17 protein-coding genes are annotated in these 17,692 nt (G+C 64.3%); 5 read left to right on the top strand and 12 right to left on the bottom strand.

Annotated features, from left to right (window positions below):
- Window positions 1-203 precede the first annotated feature (203 nt).
- The 3 genes from AC1PPK_RS22435 (at window position 204) to pbpG (ending at window position 5,030) form a co-directional block, all read left to right on the top strand.
- Window positions 204-2,471, top strand: a complete 2,268-nt coding sequence (locus AC1PPK_RS22435; protein WP_481115213.1) for an NADP-dependent malic enzyme — start codon at window positions 204-206, stop codon at window positions 2,469-2,471.
- Between the two features lie 67 nt (window positions 2,472-2,538).
- Window positions 2,539-3,678, top strand: a complete 1,140-nt coding sequence (locus AC1PPK_RS22430) for a patatin-like phospholipase family protein (protein WP_481115212.1) — start codon at window positions 2,539-2,541, stop codon at window positions 3,676-3,678.
- Between the two features lie 266 nt (window positions 3,679-3,944).
- A complete protein-coding gene (pbpG, locus tag AC1PPK_RS22425; RefSeq protein WP_481115211.1) occupies window positions 3,945-5,030 on the top strand; it encodes a D-alanyl-D-alanine endopeptidase in 1,086 nt (361 codons plus the stop codon).
- A 144-nt stretch (window positions 5,031-5,174) separates the two neighbouring features.
- Here pbpG and AC1PPK_RS22420 read toward each other — a convergent pair whose 3' ends face one another.
- The 7 genes from AC1PPK_RS22420 to pmbA form a co-directional block, all read right to left on the bottom strand.
- A complete protein-coding gene (locus AC1PPK_RS22420; protein WP_481118254.1) occupies window positions 5,175-5,912 on the bottom strand; it encodes an IclR family transcriptional regulator in 738 nt (245 codons plus the stop codon).
- A gap of 138 nt (window positions 5,913-6,050) precedes the next feature.
- Window positions 6,051-6,779 carry a queuosine precursor transporter gene (locus tag AC1PPK_RS22415; protein WP_481115210.1) on the bottom strand — a complete coding sequence of 243 codons (729 nt, stop codon included), beginning with the start codon at window positions 6,777-6,779 and terminating at the stop codon, window positions 6,051-6,053.
- Between the two features lie 95 nt (window positions 6,780-6,874).
- On the bottom strand, window positions 6,875-7,816 hold the full coding sequence (locus AC1PPK_RS22410; RefSeq protein ID WP_481115209.1) for a nucleoside recognition domain-containing protein: 942 nt from the start codon (window positions 7,814-7,816) through the stop codon (window positions 6,875-6,877).
- 90 nt (window positions 7,817-7,906) lie between these two features.
- Window positions 7,907-8,641 carry an LrgB family protein gene (locus tag AC1PPK_RS22405; protein ID WP_481115208.1) on the bottom strand — a complete coding sequence of 245 codons (735 nt, stop codon included), beginning with the start codon at window positions 8,639-8,641 and terminating at the stop codon, window positions 7,907-7,909.
- On the bottom strand, window positions 8,638-8,994 hold the full coding sequence (locus tag AC1PPK_RS22400) for a CidA/LrgA family protein (protein ID WP_481115207.1): 357 nt from the start codon (window positions 8,992-8,994) through the stop codon (window positions 8,638-8,640). The genes AC1PPK_RS22405 and AC1PPK_RS22400 overlap by 4 nt, the downstream gene beginning before the upstream one ends.
- 168 nt (window positions 8,995-9,162) lie before the next feature.
- The gene (locus tag AC1PPK_RS22395) at window positions 9,163-10,269 is read right to left on the bottom strand and encodes a TRAP transporter substrate-binding protein (protein WP_481115206.1); all 1,107 of its coding nucleotides are present in this window, start codon (window positions 10,267-10,269) and stop codon (window positions 9,163-9,165) included.
- Between the two features lie 34 nt (window positions 10,270-10,303).
- A complete protein-coding gene (gene pmbA, locus AC1PPK_RS22390; RefSeq protein WP_481115205.1) occupies window positions 10,304-11,644 on the bottom strand; it encodes a metalloprotease PmbA in 1,341 nt (446 codons plus the stop codon).
- Between the two features lie 66 nt (window positions 11,645-11,710).
- Between pmbA and yjgA the strand changes: the two genes are divergently transcribed.
- On the top strand, window positions 11,711-12,277 hold the full coding sequence (gene yjgA, locus AC1PPK_RS22385; RefSeq protein ID WP_481115204.1) for a ribosome biogenesis factor YjgA: 567 nt from the start codon (window positions 11,711-11,713) through the stop codon (window positions 12,275-12,277).
- Entirely contained in the window at window positions 12,274-12,858 is a 585-nt protein-coding gene (mog, locus tag AC1PPK_RS22380; protein ID WP_481115203.1) for a molybdopterin adenylyltransferase, read from the top strand. Before yjgA ends, mog begins: the two co-directional genes overlap by 4 nt.
- Window positions 12,859-12,935: 77 nt before the next feature.
- Here mog and AC1PPK_RS22375 read toward each other — a convergent pair whose 3' ends face one another.
- The 5 genes from AC1PPK_RS22375 to AC1PPK_RS22355 form a co-directional block, all read right to left on the bottom strand.
- The gene (locus AC1PPK_RS22375; protein ID WP_481115202.1) at window positions 12,936-14,405 is read right to left on the bottom strand and encodes an oligosaccharide flippase family protein; all 1,470 of its coding nucleotides are present in this window, start codon (window positions 14,403-14,405) and stop codon (window positions 12,936-12,938) included.
- Between the two features lie 242 nt (window positions 14,406-14,647).
- Window positions 14,648-15,319 carry a protein-methionine-sulfoxide reductase heme-binding subunit MsrQ gene (locus AC1PPK_RS22370; protein ID WP_481115201.1) on the bottom strand — a complete coding sequence of 224 codons (672 nt, stop codon included), beginning with the start codon at window positions 15,317-15,319 and terminating at the stop codon, window positions 14,648-14,650.
- Between the two features lie 19 nt (window positions 15,320-15,338).
- Window positions 15,339-16,268 carry a protein-methionine-sulfoxide reductase catalytic subunit MsrP gene (gene msrP, locus AC1PPK_RS22365; protein WP_481115200.1) on the bottom strand — a complete coding sequence of 310 codons (930 nt, stop codon included), beginning with the start codon at window positions 16,266-16,268 and terminating at the stop codon, window positions 15,339-15,341.
- Between the two features lie 147 nt (window positions 16,269-16,415).
- A complete protein-coding gene (locus AC1PPK_RS22360; protein WP_481115199.1) occupies window positions 16,416-17,192 on the bottom strand; it encodes an anti-sigma factor family protein in 777 nt (258 codons plus the stop codon).
- Window positions 17,189-17,686, bottom strand: a complete 498-nt coding sequence (locus tag AC1PPK_RS22355) for a sigma-70 family RNA polymerase sigma factor (RefSeq protein ID WP_481115198.1) — start codon at window positions 17,684-17,686, stop codon at window positions 17,189-17,191. Before AC1PPK_RS22355 ends, AC1PPK_RS22360 begins: the two co-directional genes overlap by 4 nt.
- Window positions 17,687-17,692 lie beyond the last annotated feature (6 nt).

Here is a 17,692-nt window from a genome sequence, read left to right as displayed (position 1 = left end):
CACCAGGGCTCGGCGCGTATTATTGGTGTCAATCGGGATTAACCCGACTGACTTAGCCTTACATTATGCCATGGTTCGTCGCGTAGAGAAATCTACTCGAATGGCATTTTGTGCTGTGGAAGTCACGAATTGCCGTAACGGTAATTTGGTCGGATGATGGCAGTACACAAACACACACATCAACAATGGAGAGGGATACCTGAATGGATGAGCAAATTCGTCTGGCCGCACTTGAATACCACCGTCTGCCCAAGCCGGGGAAGATCGCCATCGCGCCGACCAAGGCGCTGACCAACCAGCAGGATTTGTCGCTGGCCTACTCGCCTGGCGTGGCGGCGGCCTGCGATGCGATCGTCGAGGATCCGGCCGAGGCCGCGTCGCTGACGTCCCGCAGCAACCTGATTGGCGTCGTCACCAACGGCACTGCGGTGCTGGGCCTCGGCAACATCGGCCCGCTGGCCGCCAAGCCGGTGATGGAAGGCAAGGGCGTGCTGTTCAAGAAGTTCGCCGGCATCGACGTGTTCGACCTGGAAATCGATGAGCCCGATGCGGACAAGCTGATCGACATGATCGCGGCGCTGGAGCCGACCTTCGGTGGCATCAACCTGGAAGACATCAAGGCGCCGGAGTGCTTCTACATCGAGAGCAAGCTGCGCGAGCGGATGAAGATCCCGGTCTTTCACGACGACCAGCACGGCACCGCTATCGTCGTCGGCGCGGCGCTGCTCAACGGCATGCACCTGCTCGGCAAAGACCTGTCCAAGATCAAGCTGGTTACCTCCGGCGCCGGCGCGGCGGCGCTGGCTTGCCTGGACCTGCTGGTGATGCTCGGTGTGCCGGTCGAGAACATCTGGGTGAGCGACATTGAAGGCGTGGTGTACGAAGGCCGTACGACGCTGATGGATCCGATCAAGGCCCGCTACGCGAAGAAGACCGACGCGCGCAAGCTGGGCGAGATCATTGAGGGCGCCGATGTGTTCCTCGGCCTCTCCGCCGGCGGTGTGCTGAAGCCGGAGATGGTCGCCAAGATGGCGTCGCGCCCGATGATCATGGCGCTGGCCAATCCGACGCCAGAGATCCTGCCGGAAGAGGTCAAGAGGGTCCGCGACGACGCGCTGATTGCCACCGGCCGTTCGGATTACCCGAACCAGGTGAACAACGTGCTGTGCTTCCCCTTCATCTTCCGCGGCGCGCTGGATGTCGGCGCGACGACGATCACCGACGAGATGAAGCTGGCTGCCGTGCGTGCCATCGCCGAGCTGGCCCGTGCCGAGGCCTCCGACATCGTGGCGGCGGCCTACGGCGAGAAACTGTCCGGTTTCGGTCCCGAGTACATCATTCCGAAGCCCTTCGACCCGCGCCTGATCGTCAAGATCGCTCCGGAAGTGGCCCGCGCGGCCATCGAGTCCGGCGTGGCGACGCGCCCGATCACCGATTTCGACGCCTATCGTCAGCAACTCAACAACTTCGTGTGGCAGTCCGGCCTGGTGATGAAGCCGGTGTTCCAGGCCGCCAAGCAGGCGCCGAAGCGCATCATCTTCGCGGAAGGCGAAGCGGAGCGCGTGCTGCGCGCGGTGCAGACCGCGGTGGACGAGGGCACCTGCCGTCCGGTGCTGATCGGCCGTCCCGAGGTCGTGCTGCACAACATCGAGCGCTTCGGCCTGCGTCTGCGGCCCGAATTGGACTTCGAGATGGTGAACCCGGACTCCGATCCGCGCTTCAACCAGCTGTGGTCTCACTACCACTCGCTGATGGAGCGCAAGGGCGTGTCGGTGGATTACGCCAAGCGCGAGGTGCGCCGCCGCACCACGCTGATCGGCGCGCTGCTGCTGCACTTCGGCTACGCCGACGGGATGATCTGCGGCACCTATGGCATGCATCACCTGCACCTCAAGTTCATCGAGACGGTGCTGGGTCGCCAGAAGGGCGTGCGCAACTTCTACACGATGAACCTGCTGGCGCTGCCGGACCGGACCGTGTTCCTGTGCGACACCTACGTCAACTACGATCCGACCCCCGAGCAGATCGTCGAGATGACCCGCCTGGCCGCCGACGAGGTGCGTCGCTTCGGCATCCAGCCGCGTATTGCGCTGCTGTCCCATTCCAGCTTCGGCACCGACAACTCGCCGACCGCCGAGAAGATGCGCAAGGCGCTGGTGCTGCTGCACAACGAGCACCCCGACCTGGAGGTGGAAGGTGAGATGCATGGCGACGCAGCGCTGGATGCGGACATCCGCAAGCAGGTCTTCCCCAACGCCAAGATGAGTGAGGACGCCAACCTGTTGATCTTCCCGACGCTAGACGCCGCCAACATCGCCTTCAACCTGCTCAAGACCGCCGCCGGCGAAGGCATGACCATCGGCCCGATCTTGCTCGGTTCGGCCAAGCCGGTGCACATCCTGACCCCGACGGCGACAGTGCGGCGGATCGTCAACATGACTGCGCTGACGGTGGTCGAAGCGGGTCGTTGATCTTGCTCTAATGCCTCCGTCGTCTGCGGCCGTTAAACTGCGTGATATCGATCACGGAGGGGGCGGGATGGCGGAGGTGGGCACGGCGGCGCTGGTCCTGACCGGTGGCGGGGCGCGGGCGGCCTATCAGGTCGGTGCGCTGATCGCCATCCGGGAGGTCTGGGGGCGGCGCCGCGAAAATCCATTCCCGATCCTGTGCGGGACATCCGCCGGTGCCGTCAATGCGGCGGCGCTGGCGGTTTTTTCCGCCAATTTCAACGAGGCGGTGCGCAAGCTCGCCTATATCTGGCGCAATTTCCACGTCCATCATGTCTACAGGGCCGATACGGCGGCAATCACCCAGTCGGTGGTGCGCTGGACTTCAGCGATCCTGTTTGGCGCGTTGGTGCGCCAGTCGCCCCGTTCCCTGCTCGACAACACGCCGCTGCGCGAACTGCTGGAGGCACAGCTCGATTTTTCCGCCATCGGCCGGGCGATCGATGCGGGTCATTTGCGGGCAGTCTCGGTCAGCGCGTCGGGTTACACCTCGGGAGACAACCTGGCCTTCTTCCAGGCCTGCGACGATCTGCAGCCGTGGCGCCGGGAGAAACGCATCGGCATGCGCACCGAGCTGGAGGTGGATCACCTGCTTGCCTCCAGCGCGATTCCCTTCGTTTTCCCTGCGGTGCGCATCAACCGGGAGTATTTCGGTGACGGCTCGATGCGCCAGCTCGCGCCGATCAGTCCGGCCATCCATCTCGGCGCACAGCGTATCCTCGTGATTGCTGGCGGGCGGCGTTCGGAGGAGGCGCGGCAGCGTACCGACTGCTACCCTTCGCCGGCCCAGGTGGCCGGCCATGCCATGTCGAGCATCTTCCTGGATGGGCTGGCGATGGACCTGGAGCGCCTGGAGCGCATCAATGCCACCCTCTCGGTGCTGACGCCGGACCAGCGCGCCGTTGCGGGCATTCCGCTGCGCCCCATCGAAACGCTGGTGATCGCCCCGTCCCAGCGTCTCGACTACCTGGCCGCGCGGCACCGCCAGACTTTGCCACGGGCGTTGAGCATGGTCCTGAGCAGTATTGGTGCAATGCGGAAAGACGGCTCAGTGCTGCTCTCGTACCTGCTTTTCGAGCAGGGTTACACCCGCTCCTTGATGGAACTCGGATATCGGGATGCGATCAGCCGGCGTGCGGAACTGGCCCGCTTTTTGAGGATCGATGGATAGCGGTGGGTGCCCATGCGCGCCAATGAGAGTCGTCTGCTCGAAATGTGCAAAAAAATCATTCACAAAAAACTTCAAAAATTTAAAATAACCCCTTATTTTGAATAAGAAGTATGTTGTTTGCGTTTGTGCCGCCCGGCCATGTTGCGGTGCTCATTCAATGGGCATTCGCCGGAGCGCACCGAATTCCACCCGCGAGGCCTGTCCGTCGCGAAGATTTTTCATAGGGAAGAAGGGTTTCTTCCTGCCATGAACCAGTTTGAAAGACGATGAAGATCCGTACTACTGTACTCACCCTGCTGAGCGTCTTTGCACTCAACACCGCAGTGCCCGGCGATGCGTTCGCTGCGGCGCATCATGCGGCGTCGAAGAAAGCCCACACCGCCAAGGCTGCACCCAAGGTTGAAAAGGCCGAGAAGGTGGCCAAGTCGTCCAAGTCAGGCAAGGCCAGGGGAAGCAAGGTCGCCAGGGCGGCCGAGGACAAACCGCAGGGGCGCAAGGTTGCACATGCGTCGCGTCATGCTCAGCATGCGGTCGCCGCTGTCGCCAGCCATGACATCGACCATGAGGGCAACCCGCTGCTCCAGTCTGCCGCCTTCATGGTGACGGATCAGGCTACCGGCAATGTGCTGCTCGAAAAGAACTCCGATACCGTGGTGCCGATTGCGTCCATCACCAAGTTGATGACCGCGATGGTCGTGCTGGATGCCCGTCTGTCTCTCAATGAGACGCTGACGATTACCCAGGACGATGTGGACACCCTGCGCAACAGCAGTTCCCACGTGCCGGTGGGCACCGAGCTGCAGCGGGACGACATGCTGCGCCTGGCGCTGATGTCCTCCGAGAACCGCGCTGCGGCTTCCCTCGGCCGGAATTACCCAGGCGGCCTGCCGGCTTTCGTCACCGCCATGAACCGCAAGGCCGCATCGCTGGGCTTGCACGACACGCGCTTCTCCGACAGCACGGGGCTGAATTCCGCCAATGTGTCGAGCGCCCGCGACCTGGTCAAGATGGTGTCGGCCGCCTCCCGTTATCCGCTGATCCGTGAATTCACCACTACCGCCAACTACGTGGTATCGCTCAACGGCCGCCAACGGCAGTTCAACAACACCAACTCGTTGGTCGGTAGTCCGAGTTGGCAGATCGGTGTGTCCAAGACCGGTTACATCAACGAGTCCGGCAAGTGCCTGGTGATGCAGGCCTGGATGCTCAACAAGCCGATGATCATCGTGTTGCTGGACTCCTTCGGCCGCTTCACGCGCGTCGCTGATGCGCAGCGGGTCAAGCGTTGGCTGGAGAGCGCCGCGATGCAGCAGAAGCTCGCTGCCGCCGGTCGCCACGGCCCGGCGACCTGATCTTGTTGTGAGGGGATAAGAGAAAGGCGCCGGGAGGCGCCTTTTTACATCGTTGGTTCTGCCCCCCGCTTTGGGTGCCGGGGCACTCCCCTTGAGCCTGTTGCCGGATACGTGGTGCTTCCGTCCGCAGAGTAGTGATCTGGCTCAGGTCTGGCGTGTCGCCGGAGCTACGTAGCCGAGGGCGCTGGAGATCTCGTCGGCGGTCTGGCGGATCAGCGGGGCCCAGTCCGGGTTGAAACGCTCGGACGGCGTGGACAGGGACAGGCCTGCGATCAGGTCGCCGCTGTCGTCACGGATGCCGGCGGCGATGCAGCGCACGCCGGTTTCGACCTCGTCCAGGTCATAGGCGACACCATGGCGGCGGACCTTGTCGAGCTCCTTCTCCAGGCCCTGCAGCGTGGTTATGGAGGTTGGCGTGGATGATGGCAGACCGGTGCGGCGGGCGTACTCCTTGACCTTCTGGGGGCCGTCCTCGACGAGGAACAGCTTGCCGGTGGCGGTGGTGTGCAGCGGGGCGCGGGCTCCGACGATGTGGACGACACGCACCGCAGACTTGCCGCTGGAGGTCCGCTCCACATAGACGATCTCGTCGCCGGCTCGGATACCGAGGTTGACGCTCTCGCCGGTGGTGCCGTGCAGGCGCACCATGGCGGCCATGGCGGTTTCCCGCAGGGAGATGCGCGACTTCACCAGGCTGCCCAGTTCGAGCAGGCGGATGCCCAGACGGTAGGCGCCGCCGTCGCTGCGTTCGACGAAGCCGCTGCTGCTCATCGCGCCGAGGATGCGATGGGCTGTAGAGGGATGAAGCCCGGTTTCCGCAGCGAGTTGCTTGAGCGCAACCGGATCGGGGTGCTCGGCGAGAACGTCGAGCAGCTTCATCATGCGCTCGATGACCTGGATGGGGCTTTTCGCGGTTTCTGGCGTGGACAACGGATTTCCTGCCTCTGATTCAAGGACGCGGAATGGTATCTCAGGTGTGCCGATTTCGCCTAGTGAAATGCCGCGCCGCCGCAAGACCCGTCACACCTTTATCGAAAAGGGTGAGAAATCGGTGTCCACATCGTAGTGATCCTCCCGCTCGGCTTCTTTCAGAAATGCGACGATCTTGTAGGTGAGCGGGGTGAACAGCGTCTCCACGCCAACCTTGGTGATGAACTGGGCGAGCATGATGCCCGGCAGCAGGTCGTTGGGGATCAGGCCGGAGTTCCAGAAGGCGAGGGGATAGAACAGCAGGGAGTCCACGCCCTCGCCGAAGATCGTCGAGCCGATGGTGCGCTGCCACAGGTGGCGGCCGCGGCTGCGGATCTTCATGCGGGCGAGCACGTAGGAATTGACGAATTCGCCGCAGAAGAAGGCCGTCAGCGAGGCGGCGACGATGCGCCAGGTGGAGCCGAAGGCGATCTCGTAGGCTGGCTGATTGGTCCAGGTCGGGGCCGGCGGCAGAGCGACCACCACTGCTGCCATCACCGAGGCGAAGACCATTGCGCCGAAGCCGGCCCAGATCACGCGGCGGGCGTGGGCGTAGCCGTATACCTCGGTGAGCACGTCGCCGAAGATGTAGGAGATCGGGAAGAACAGCACCCCGGCGCCGAAGGTCACTGGCCCCAGGCCCGGGACGACGACCTGCGCAGCCTTGGCCGGGCCGATCAGGTTGGAGCACAGATAGACAGCGACGAAGGCCGCCATCACGAATTCGTAATACTTGTATTGGCGTGGGGCTGGGGAATGCAGATGCGACGCAGTTGACATGGGGCTCTCCAGGGGATGGGCGGGCCCGCTTCCCTTGTCGAGGGGCCTCGGGATGTCTGCCAGTGTGGCACCGCAGCACGCCGACGGCAACGGACTCAGCCGGCGACCATGTGTCCTGCCATGCGCACCGCGATGCCGACCAGCGCGCCGAGGGTGGCGGGCTTCCAAACGTCGGCAACGCGCCGTCCGGCGGAAATCAGTACTGCCACGCCGGGGACGTCGAGCGGGTGGATCAGCAGGCCGGCGCTGGCCCCGTTGAGGGTGGCGGCGTTGGCCGTGCCGGCACGCAGCATCTCGTCCATGACACCCATCATCGCGGTGCCGCCGGCCAGGTATTTGGTGAGGGTTGGCAGGATCAGCGTCGGGTCGGCGCCAACTGCCAGCAGCAGCGGCGACAGAAGGCCGGTAAGGGCATCCAGCGCACCCAGGCGGCGCAGGGCGAGGACAACGGTGAGGGACAGCACCAGCATCGGGATCGAGCCGACGGCGATCTTGAAGGCTTCCGCTCCGGCCCGGTTGATCACGTCGAGGATGCCTTTGGCGCTTTCGGCAACAGGGTGGTGCAGGGTTTCATCGACGGTGTGTTCGGCGTTGCTGAGCCCGCGCCCGAAGCCATAGTAGGTGGCCGCCGCGGCCGCCAGCCCGCCGACCAGCGACCAGCCGAGCACGATGCCGAAATGCAGGCCCATCGCCGCCATCGGCATCGAGACATTGGCCTGAGCCATCGCCATCACCATCGCCAGCGTGGCGGCCAGGTGACGGCTGGAGGCTCCGCGCTGGTCCATCATGGTGAGCGTGGCAACAGGGGCGGCGAAGCTGACGAAGTTGATCTGCAGCGCGGCGAAGACGCCCAGGCCGGTCAGGCCGACGGGGCGCAGCAACGGGGCCAGCCGGGCGACGACCCAGTCGAGCACGCCTTTGGCTTCCAGCAGACGCATCAGGGACAGCATGACGATCATCACCGGCAGCAGCACGAAAAACGACAGCTCGACCGCCGAGCGGCCGGCGCGCAGGATCACATCGATCAGCAAGTCCATGGATGCAGTGCAGCAAAAATGTCAACGGCCCCGATTATCGGGGCCGCATACGCCGTGGGCAAATTGATGGCAACCCTAGTTCACGCAGCGCTACTTGAGCAGCGGTGTCAGCAGCGGCAGCAGCCAGGGGAGGGTGATGGCCGTGAACAGGCCGTTGAGGCCCATCGCGAGTGCGGCGAAGGCACCCGTTTGCTCGCTGAGCTGGAAGGCCCGCGCGGTGCCGATGCCGTGGGAGGCCAGGCCGAGGGCGAAGCCGATGCTGGCGTCGTCCTTCACGCCGAGGCGGCGCAGGATGCCGTCAGCGAAGATCGCCCCGAAGATGCCGGTCAGGATCACGAATACCGCGGTCAGCGAGGCCAGTCCGCCGAGGCGCTCGGCGACGCCCATCGCAATCGGCGTGGTGACGGACTTGGGCGCCAGGGAGATCACCGTCGGTGTGCTGGCACCCAGCAGGGCGCCGATGGCGTAGGCCGACAGGCCGGCGGTCAGCGAGCCGACGACCAGCGCGATCAGCAGCGGCCCACCCATCGCGAGCAGGCGCTTGAGCTGGGCGTGGAGGGGCACCGCCAGCGCGACGGTGGTCGGGCCGAGCAGGAAATGCACGAACTGGGCGCCGTCGAAGTAGCGTTGATAGGGCGTGCCGGTGACCAGCAGCAGGATGACCAGGATGCTCACCGACACCAGCACCGGGTTGACCACCGGGTGCCCCTTGGCCCTGCGGTGCAGCGCTAGCGCCAGCAGATATACGGCCAGCGTCAGGGTCAGCCACAGCAGCGGTTGAGCCGACAGGTAGACCCAGATCTCGGTCATGCTTTCGGTGTTCATCGCTGGCCCTCCTGCTTGTTCTTGCGGGTCAGGAAGTGCAGCGTCAGCCCAGTAGCGGCCAGGCCCAGCACGGTGCTGGCGACCAGCGCAACGAGAATCGGCCCCGCTTCATCGAACAGGCGGGCGCCATGAAGCATGACGCCGGTGCCGGCGGGGATGAACATCAGCGACAGGTTCTGTAGCAGCGTGCCGGAGGTGGTCCGCAGGGATTCGGACGGGCCACGGCGGGCGATCAGATAGACCAGCAACAGCCCCATCCCGATTACCGGGCCGGGAACCGGTAGGTGCAATGCGACGCGCAGGGCTTCACCGGCGAGCTGGAAAACCAGCAGAAGGGCAAAGGCGGCGATCATGGGTGGAGTCCTCCGGACAAGCGAAGGGATTGTTTCAGGGATACAGGGTACATCGTGAGATAAGGCGAGGGGCTGTGCGGGCTTCGTGACGTGGGAGCCGATCTTGTGAGGGCAGCCGCAGTGGGGACGGATTCATTCGCCCCCCCGCGGGGCAAGTCCATCGTCTGCCTATTTGTTGTTGCGGGCCCGGGTGGCAACGCGGGTTGCCTGCATGAAATTATCGTAGCGGTTTTCGGCCACGGCGAACCACTGCAGCTGGTCATCGCGGAATTTCTTCCAGACCTCGTAGATTCTGCGGAACTTGGCGTTCTTGGCGGCGATTTCATCGTAGAGGTCGAGCGCCGTCTTGAAGGCCGCTGCCATCACCTCGTTGGGGAAGGGCCGCAGCTGGGTGCCCGAACCGACCAGCTGCTTGAGGGCGTTGGGGCTCTTGGCGTCGTAGCTGGCCTGCATCTCGGAATGGGCGCGCAGACAGGCGTCTTCGAGGATGGCCTGGTATTCCTTGGGTAGCGATGCCCAGTGCTTCATGTTCACGTAGATGGAGAGCTGCGGTCCGCCTTCCCACCAGCCCGGGTAATAGTAATACTTGGCGACCCGGTTGAAGCCAAGCTTGAGGTCGTCATAGGGGCCGACCCACTCGGCGGCATCGATGGTGCCTTTTTCGAGGGCAGGGTAGATGTCCCCGCCGGGGATCTGCTGCGGCACCACTCCGAGCTTGGCCAGCACCTGGCCGGTGATGCCGCTGATGCGGAACTTGAGGCCCTTGAGGTCGTCGAGGGTCTTGATCTCCTTGCGGAACCAGCCGCCCATCTGGGTGCCGGTGTTGCCGCAGGGGATCAGGTGGATGTTGTAGTCGCGGAAGAACTCACGCATCAGCTCCAGCCCGCCGCCGCTGAGCATCCAGGCGGTTTGCTGGCGGCTGTTGAGGCCGAAGGGCAGGCAGGTGTCGAAGGCGAAGGTGGGGTCCTTGCCAACGTAGTAGTAGGACGCCGTGTGGCCGATCTCGACGGTGCCGTCCTTGACCGCGTCGAGCACGCCGGGGCCGGGTACGATCTCGTTGGCGGCAAAGAGCTGGATCTGGAACTTGCCGCCGGTGGCCGCCGCCACATGTTTGGCCACCGATTCGGTGGCGCCGAAGATGGTGTCGAGGGTCCTGGGAAAGCTGGAGGCGAGGCGCCACTTGATGGTCGGCAGTTCGGCTGAGGAAGCCGGGGCCGCAATGGCGGCGCCGGCCATGCCGGCACCGGCGTGCTTCAGGAAGGAACGTCTTTCCATGCTCGCGTCTCCTTGTTCGGGGCTGCTCGGTGGATCAGGCTCCGGCGACGGTCATGCGGTCCACCAGGATGGAGCCGCAGTGCTTGGAGCCGCGTACCAGCACGTCGGAGCCGATTTCCTGGATGCCCATCAGCATGTTCTTGAGGTTGCCGGCGATGGTGATCTCATGCACCGGGTACTGGATCTTGCCGTTCTCCACCCAGAAGCCCGCTGCGCCGCGGGAGTAGTCGCCGGTCACGTAATTGACGCCGTGACCGAGCAGTTCGGTGACGAGCAGGCCGCGGTCCATCTGCTTGATGAGGCCCTCCAGGTCGTACTGGCCGGGCTTGACCAGCAGGTTGTGGCTGCCGCCTGCGTTGCCGGTGGTCTGCATGCCCAGCTTGCGCGCCGAGTAGGTGCTGAGGAAGTAGCCCTGCAGCACGCCGTCGATGATGATTTCGCGATCCTGCGTGGCCACGCCGTCGTCGTCGAAGGGGCTGCTGGCGAAGGCCTTGGCCAGGTGCGGGCGCTCGGAGATCTGGATGTGGGACGGGAAGACCTGTTTGCCCAGGCTGTCCAGCAGGAAGGACGACTTGCGGTACAGCGCACCGCCGCTCACCGCGTGCACGAAGGCGCCGATCAGACCGGCGGCCAGCGGGGCCTCGAACAGCACCGGCACCTCACAGGTCGGGATCTGGCGGGCGCCGAGGCGCGCCAGCGAACGGCGGGCGGCGAAGGTGCCGATCTCGTCGGCGTCAGCCAGCTCGGACGGATCGCGCTTGGTGGAATACCAGTCGTCCCGCTGCATGTCGTCGCCCTCGCCGGCGATCACCGAGCAGGACAGGTAGTGGCGGGAGCTTGCGTAGCCGCCGAGGAAGCCGAGACTGTTGGCGGAGATGAAGTGGGCCTCCTGCATCGACACGCTGGCGCCGTCGGAGTTGCGGATCTCCGGGCTCACCGCGAAGGCCGCGCGCTCACACTTGCGGGCCAGCTCGATGGCGTCCTCTGTGGACAGCTTCCACGGGTGGTAGAGGTCGAAATCGGGGAATTCCCTGGCCAGCAGAGCTTCGTCGGGAAGGCCTGCGGCCGGGTCGGGGGCCGTGAAGCGGGCGATCGAGACGGCGGCGTCCACGGTGGACTTGAGGGCCTCTTTCGAGAAGTCGGAGGTGCTGGCGTAACCGCGCTTCTGGCCGTCGTAGATGGTGATGCCGACACCCTTGTCCCGGTTGTATTCGATGGTGTCCACCTCGTCGCGGCGGACCGTGACGGACTGGCCGAAGCCCTCCGAGACATCGACCTCGCAGGCTGTTGCGCCGCGCTTGCGGGCGAACTTGAGGATGTCTTCGGCAATGGTCTTGAGCTGGTCCTGGGTGAAGCTGAAACGGTTGTCGGCCATGGCGATCCGGTTGAAGAGGGGCTAAAGGCTATAATCTTACCCTTCCCGAGCACTTCCTGCCCCCAGATGGCCCACTACAAATATCATCAAGACGAAGAAGACACCGGCCCCAGCAAGTCGGAGCTCAAGCGCGCCAGCCATGCCTTGCAGGATCTTGGCCAGGAACTGGTCGCCCTCGGCAAGGAGCGCCTGGCCAAGGTGCCGATGGACGAGGACCTGCGCGACGCGGTGAAGGACTACCAGCGCTTCCCGTCCCACGAAGCCAAGCGGCGCCAGCTGCAATACATCGGCAAGCTGATGCGCAATGTGGACCCGGCGCCGATCCGCGCCGCGCTGGACGCCTTCAAGGGCGTGTCGGCGGTCGAGACGGCCAAGATGCATCGCCTCGAGAATCTGCGCACCAAGCTGATCGAAGACGAAAAGACGCTCCACGACATCGCCGTCGCTCACCCGGGCGCCGATCTGCAGCAGCTCCGCGTGCTGCGTCGCAATGCGATCAAGGAGAAGGAACAGAACAAGCCGCCGCGCGCCTACCGGGAGTTGTTCCGGGTCCTGCGCGAGCTGGAGGACGGGACGGCCGGCGAGGCTTCCGATCATGATCATGAAGACGACGAGGCAGGAGACGAGAAATGAGCGAGCGCGTGAAGATCGGCCTGGTGTCCATCAGTGACCGGGCCTCGGGCGGCGTCTATGAAGACAAAGGCATCCCAGCGCTGCGGGACTGGCTGGACAAGGCGCTGACCACGCCGTGGGAGGCGGTGACCCGCCTGATCCCGGACGACCAGCCGTCCATCGAGAAGACCCTGGTCGAACTGTGTGACGAGGCCGGTTGCGCGCTGGTTCTGACAACAGGTGGTACCGGGCCGGCACTGCGCGACGTGACCCCGGAAGCCACGCTGGCCGTCGCCCACAAGGTGATGCCGGGCTTCGGCGAGCAGATGCGCCAGGTCAGCCTGGCCTTCGTGCCGACGGCGATCCTGTCCCGCCAGGTAGCGGTGATCCGCGGCCAGAGCCTGATCATCAACCTGCCGGGCCAGCCGAAGGCCATCGCCGAAACCCTCGAAGGCCTCAAGGATGCCGATGGGCAACAGAAGGTGCATGGCATCTTCGCCGCCGTGCCCTACTGCATCGATCTGATCGGCGGCCCCTACATCGAGACAGACGACGCCGTCGTCAAAGCCTTCCGTCCAAAATCGGCGATCCGCCCGAAGTGAAGTATTGAAGAGGCGGGAAGAAAGGCCCGTGAGAGGCCCTTCGTTCCGGCTGAACTGCCTCGGAGCGCGCTGGTGCGTCAGCGGGCGTCGGTTTGTGGTTCCCCAAGTAGCCTTGAGAGAGGGGGAACCAGGCGCACGAGTTCTTCTCGGACCGGATGGCCGGACCGGCGCAGCGTCCAGATGTAACCACAGGCGATCAGCGAGGACGCGCTTGCCAGATGCAGGAAAGCGGAGGGCTGCCAGTAGCCGGTGCGAATCGCAATCTCCAGGATGCCCGTTGCGGCGAGAGTTCCCGGAATCAATTTGTAGCTGGGCAGAACGGCGACAATCAGTGCTTGGTGTGAAAGGCCGTAGTGCGAGCGAAGGGCATATCCGAAGGACAGGAAGTGAATGCACGAGGCAATCGGCAGCAGACAAACAACGGTGTGCAGATCCAGCCGGACTGATAGGCACAGAATGGCCAGGATGCTGGTTTGGCTGATGGCTTCGCTGCGGAGCACCGTGCTGGCATGACCGCCGGCGATAAGTGCATTGGACGCAAATTCAGTGGGGGCTCGGACTATTTGATAGAGGCAGAGATATAAGGCCAGAGCCCCGGCGTCCTGCCACTGCTGACCGAAGAAGAAGAGAATCATCGGCTGTGCGAGTATTGCCAGGGCACTCAGCAAGGGTACGGTGATGCCGGTAATGAGGCGCATTGCGTCGGCATACATGTCCGCCGGACGCTTGCCCTCCCGAATGCCCTGGGCAAACGCGGGAAGAAAGATCTGTCGGACGATGTCGTTGACCTTGCCCAGCAACATGTTGTTGAGGCTCGATGCACGGCTGAAAATGGCGACTGAGGTGAAGCCGAGGGTCTTGCCGAGAATCAGATCGGGGCCGCTGACACCCAGCTCACCGACCAGAGAACCGGCACTCGATTTGCTCCCGAATGAAAGCACCGTGGAGAGACCCCGGCGTGTCGGTGTAAGCAGAGCTATTTCGGGTTTCATGCAGGACATCAGGACGACGTTTGCGGCGTTGCCCGCAATGGATCCCCACGCCATGCTCATGTAGCTTTCGCCGGCCAAGGCAGTGCCTACGGTCACCCCGACCTGAACTACCGAATTCACTACGCTGATGATGGCCAGTCGGTCGAAGCGCATCTCCCGCTTGAGCATCGACATGATGGGGGAGCCGAAAGGCAGGATGAGGAAATTGATGGCCAGCGTTGCAAAGACGGTTTCCAGGCCGTGGTGCTTGAAGAAGGCGGCCAGGGGAACGCGCAGTGAAAATAGAATCAGGGCCATCGACCACGAGATCAGGAGCATCACCGTGAAGCCCGCTCGCAGGTGATCGCGGGTGATCTCCTTGAGCTGCACGAAATACTGTCCCACACCGAAGTCGCGCAGGATGTGCGTGTAGGAAATGACGGACACGGCCACTGAGAAGACGCCGATTTCCTCGGGAGTGAGGATACGCGATACGACGACCACGCTGATCAACGAAAGGATGAAGCTCGCCACGGTAGCGAGGGTCGTGAATCGTACTGCTTGGCGGACGCTCATGAAGTCTTGAGTGGGGGCAAACCGGAACGAGGTCGTTGGGGGGATTCCACCGCGGGGTTCAACCGGAGAGATTGCTCTACGGGCCCCCGTTTTCGATGGGCGATATGCCAGCTACGGTACGTGTGCTTGATCGCGCTGGATTATCGCCCAATATCCTGTCTGGGTTTGTGATGTTTGCCTGAATTTGCTGCAGGCCTGCGCTGGAGTTTTTTCGTGCTTGCAGGGGGGCGGCTGGGTTCGTCTCAGTGGGACTGGAAGATCCGGATGATCTTGCCCGTGGGGCCGTGTGCAGGCAGGTAGCCGCCGGCCAGCTGCTTGCGACGTTCCTGTTCGCGCCACCAGGCGCGCAGGCCGAGGAGGGTGGCGGTGATGGCGGCGTAGATCAGCGGCTGGGTGATGTCCTTCTTCACCAGCCACCAGAAGTGCACGCAGCCGAGCACCGCAATCGGGTAGATTGCGCGGTGCAGGGCTTGCCAGCGGCGTCCGCCGAGGCGCCGGATGGCGGCGTTGAAGGACGTGGCGGCCAGCGGCGTCATCAGCACCAGCGCGGCAAAGCCGACGGTGATGAAGGGGCGCTTGAGGATGTCCTTGGCGATGGCCTGCCAGTCGAAGAACTGGTCCAGCCACACGTAGGTGAGCAGGTGGGTCACGCCGTAGGCGAAGGCGAACAGCCCGAGCATGCGGCGCAGGCGCACCAGCCAGTGCCAGCCGGTGTACTTGCGCAGCGGCGTCACAGTCAGCGTGATCAGCAGGAAGCGCAGCGTCCACTCGCCTGTGGCGCGGGTCAGCGCCTCGATCGGGTTAGCGCCCAGGGCGTCCATCTCCAGCCCGCGCCACTGCAGGAAGGCGGGCAGCAGGCAGAGGACGAACAGGACCGTCTTGATGGCGCCGAGTTGTTGGTTGGTCGGGGTCATTGTCGTTTTCTTGTTGTGTTCAGAAGAAGCGGCGCAGGTCCATGCCGGTGTACATTGATGCGACTTGGTCAGCATAGCCGTTGAACATCAGCGTCTTGCGCTTGGAGAACTCGCCGATGCGCCTCTCGGTGGCCTGGCTCCAGCGCGGGTGGTCCACTTCCGGATTCACGTTGGAGTAGAAGCCGTACTCGCTCGGTCCGGCTTTCATCCAGGCGGTGATCGGCTGTTTCTCGGTGAGGCGCAGCGTCACCAGGGACTTGGCACCCTTGAAGCCGTACTTCCAGGGCACTACCAGGCGGATCGGCGCGCCATTCTGGACCGGCAGTACCTCGCCATACAACCCGACTGACAGCAGGGTCAGCGGATGGCGGGCCTCGTCGATGCGCAGGCCCTCGTTGTAGGGCCAGTCGAGCACGCCACGGGTCATGGTGCTCTTGTCGTAGTGGGAGACGAACTCCACGTACTTGGCGCTGCCCTGGGGCTCCACCAGCTTGAGCAGGCTGGCCAGCGGAAAGCCGACCCACGGGATGACCATCGACCAGCCTTCCACGCAGCGCATGCGGTAGATGCGCTCCTCCAGCGGGGCGAGCTTCAGCAGCTCCTCGATGCTGAAGGTGCGTGGCTTGTTCACCAGGCCCTCGACGCGCAGCGTCCAGGGGGCCGGCCTGAGGCGGGTGGTGTTCTCGGCCGGATCGGTCTTGTCGGTGCCCAGTTCGTAGAAGTTGTTGTAGGTGGTGACGGCCTTGTAGGACGTCGGCGTCTCGCTGACGCTGTAGGGGCTCCTGGCCAGCGGGCCGAGGCTCTGGCCGGCGGCGCGGGCCACGCCTACTGGAAGGGTCGCCGCTAGTGCGAGGGCGGTGGACTGGGCCAGGAAACGGCGCCGGTCGTGGTACAGCTCGGGGGCGGTGATTTCGGACGGCAGGATATCGGTGGGGCGGCGGATCAGCATGGCAGCGTGTCCATTGTGACTATTCGTGATGATGTAGACGGAGAAGGGCAGCGAAAATTACAGGGATGGACGAACGGGGTGACGTGTTCCCGACTGATCCGCTTGGAGGCGAATTCGTTCGCCCGATCCGTCAGCCAGGTCTTCGACCTAGCCTTCCCCGTTGAGTTGCCGATAAACCGCGTTGGCGATCGGCAGCAGGTTCTCGCGCGGCAGCTTGCCGGACAGGGCATAGGCCTGGCGACCGTCTATCCAGTAGAAGGTGGAGACGCCATCCTGGTGGGCGAAGCGGAAAGCGGTGGCGCCGCTATCCTGATAGTCGGCGCAGACATACAGGGTCAGGCGCTGGCCGCCGCCATCCTCGTACATCAGCAGGGCGCCGGGGCCGCTGTCCGCAGCGATCAGGCGTCCGCCGACCAGGTGGAAGCCCTCTGCCGCCAGCTTGGGGGCGCGCAGCGTATGGCCCAGGCGCTTCGACAGCCAGGCCGTCAGGTGCGCCTCCTGATCGGCACCGACCTCCACGGGGTGGCGGACTTCCGGGGTGAATACCGCATGGGCGACGGCGGCCCTCTGCGGCAGGCTGGCCAGTGCGAGCGTGGGGGCGGTCGGTGTAGGGCTGAACTGGTGGTCGGCGACGAAGCCGATCCCGATGCCCATTGCGAGCCAGGCCGCGGCAATGGCCGCCTGACGGAAGTGTTTGTTGGGTCGGGAGTTTAGCTGGGCGGCGATGGCGTGGGGGATCGGCGCGTCGAGCTGGCGATCGTAGGCTGCATGCAGCAGCGTCTTCTGGTTGCGCCAGATTTCGACGCTGACCCGGTCGTCCGCGTGGTCGACGAGGTGGGTGGAGATCTGCGCTGACTCCGCAGCGGATAGCTGCCCGTCCACGTAGGCGTGCAGTTGCTCCTTGCCGATGCGCTCCTTGTTCATTTCACGACCTTCAGATGCACGGGCCGGTCCTCACCGGCCAGGATGGCGCGCAGCCGTTCGCGGGCGCGGGACAGGCGCGACATGACGGTTCCCTGGGGGATGCCGAGGATGCGGGCGGTGTCGGCGTAACTGAGTTCTTCCAGTCCGACCAGCAGCAGGACCTCCCGCTGGTCGGGCGGCAGTTGGGCCAGCGCGCGGTCCAGGTCGCGCACATCCAGTTCATCCTGTTGCTGGGGGCGGACCGGAATCGAGGGTGTGTCCTCGTCCAGCGCGACGATGGGGGGCCGGGTACGTAGCTGGTTCAGGAAGACGTGGTGCATCATGGTCAGCAGCCAGGCCCGCAGATTGCCCGGGCGCCACAGTGTCCATTTGCCCAGCGCCCGTTCCAGGGTGTCCTGCAGCAGGTCATCGGCATCCGCGTCGTTGCCGGTCAGCGCCCGCGCATAGCGGCGCAGGCGCGGGATCTCGGCGAGGATGGCGTGCTCGGTGCGCATTGGACC

The sequence above is a fragment of the Zoogloea sp. JDB1 genome, assembly GCF_056724025.1.
The sequence above is the reverse complement of the archived record's forward strand: the minus strand, read 5'-3'. Positions and strand labels throughout refer to the sequence as shown.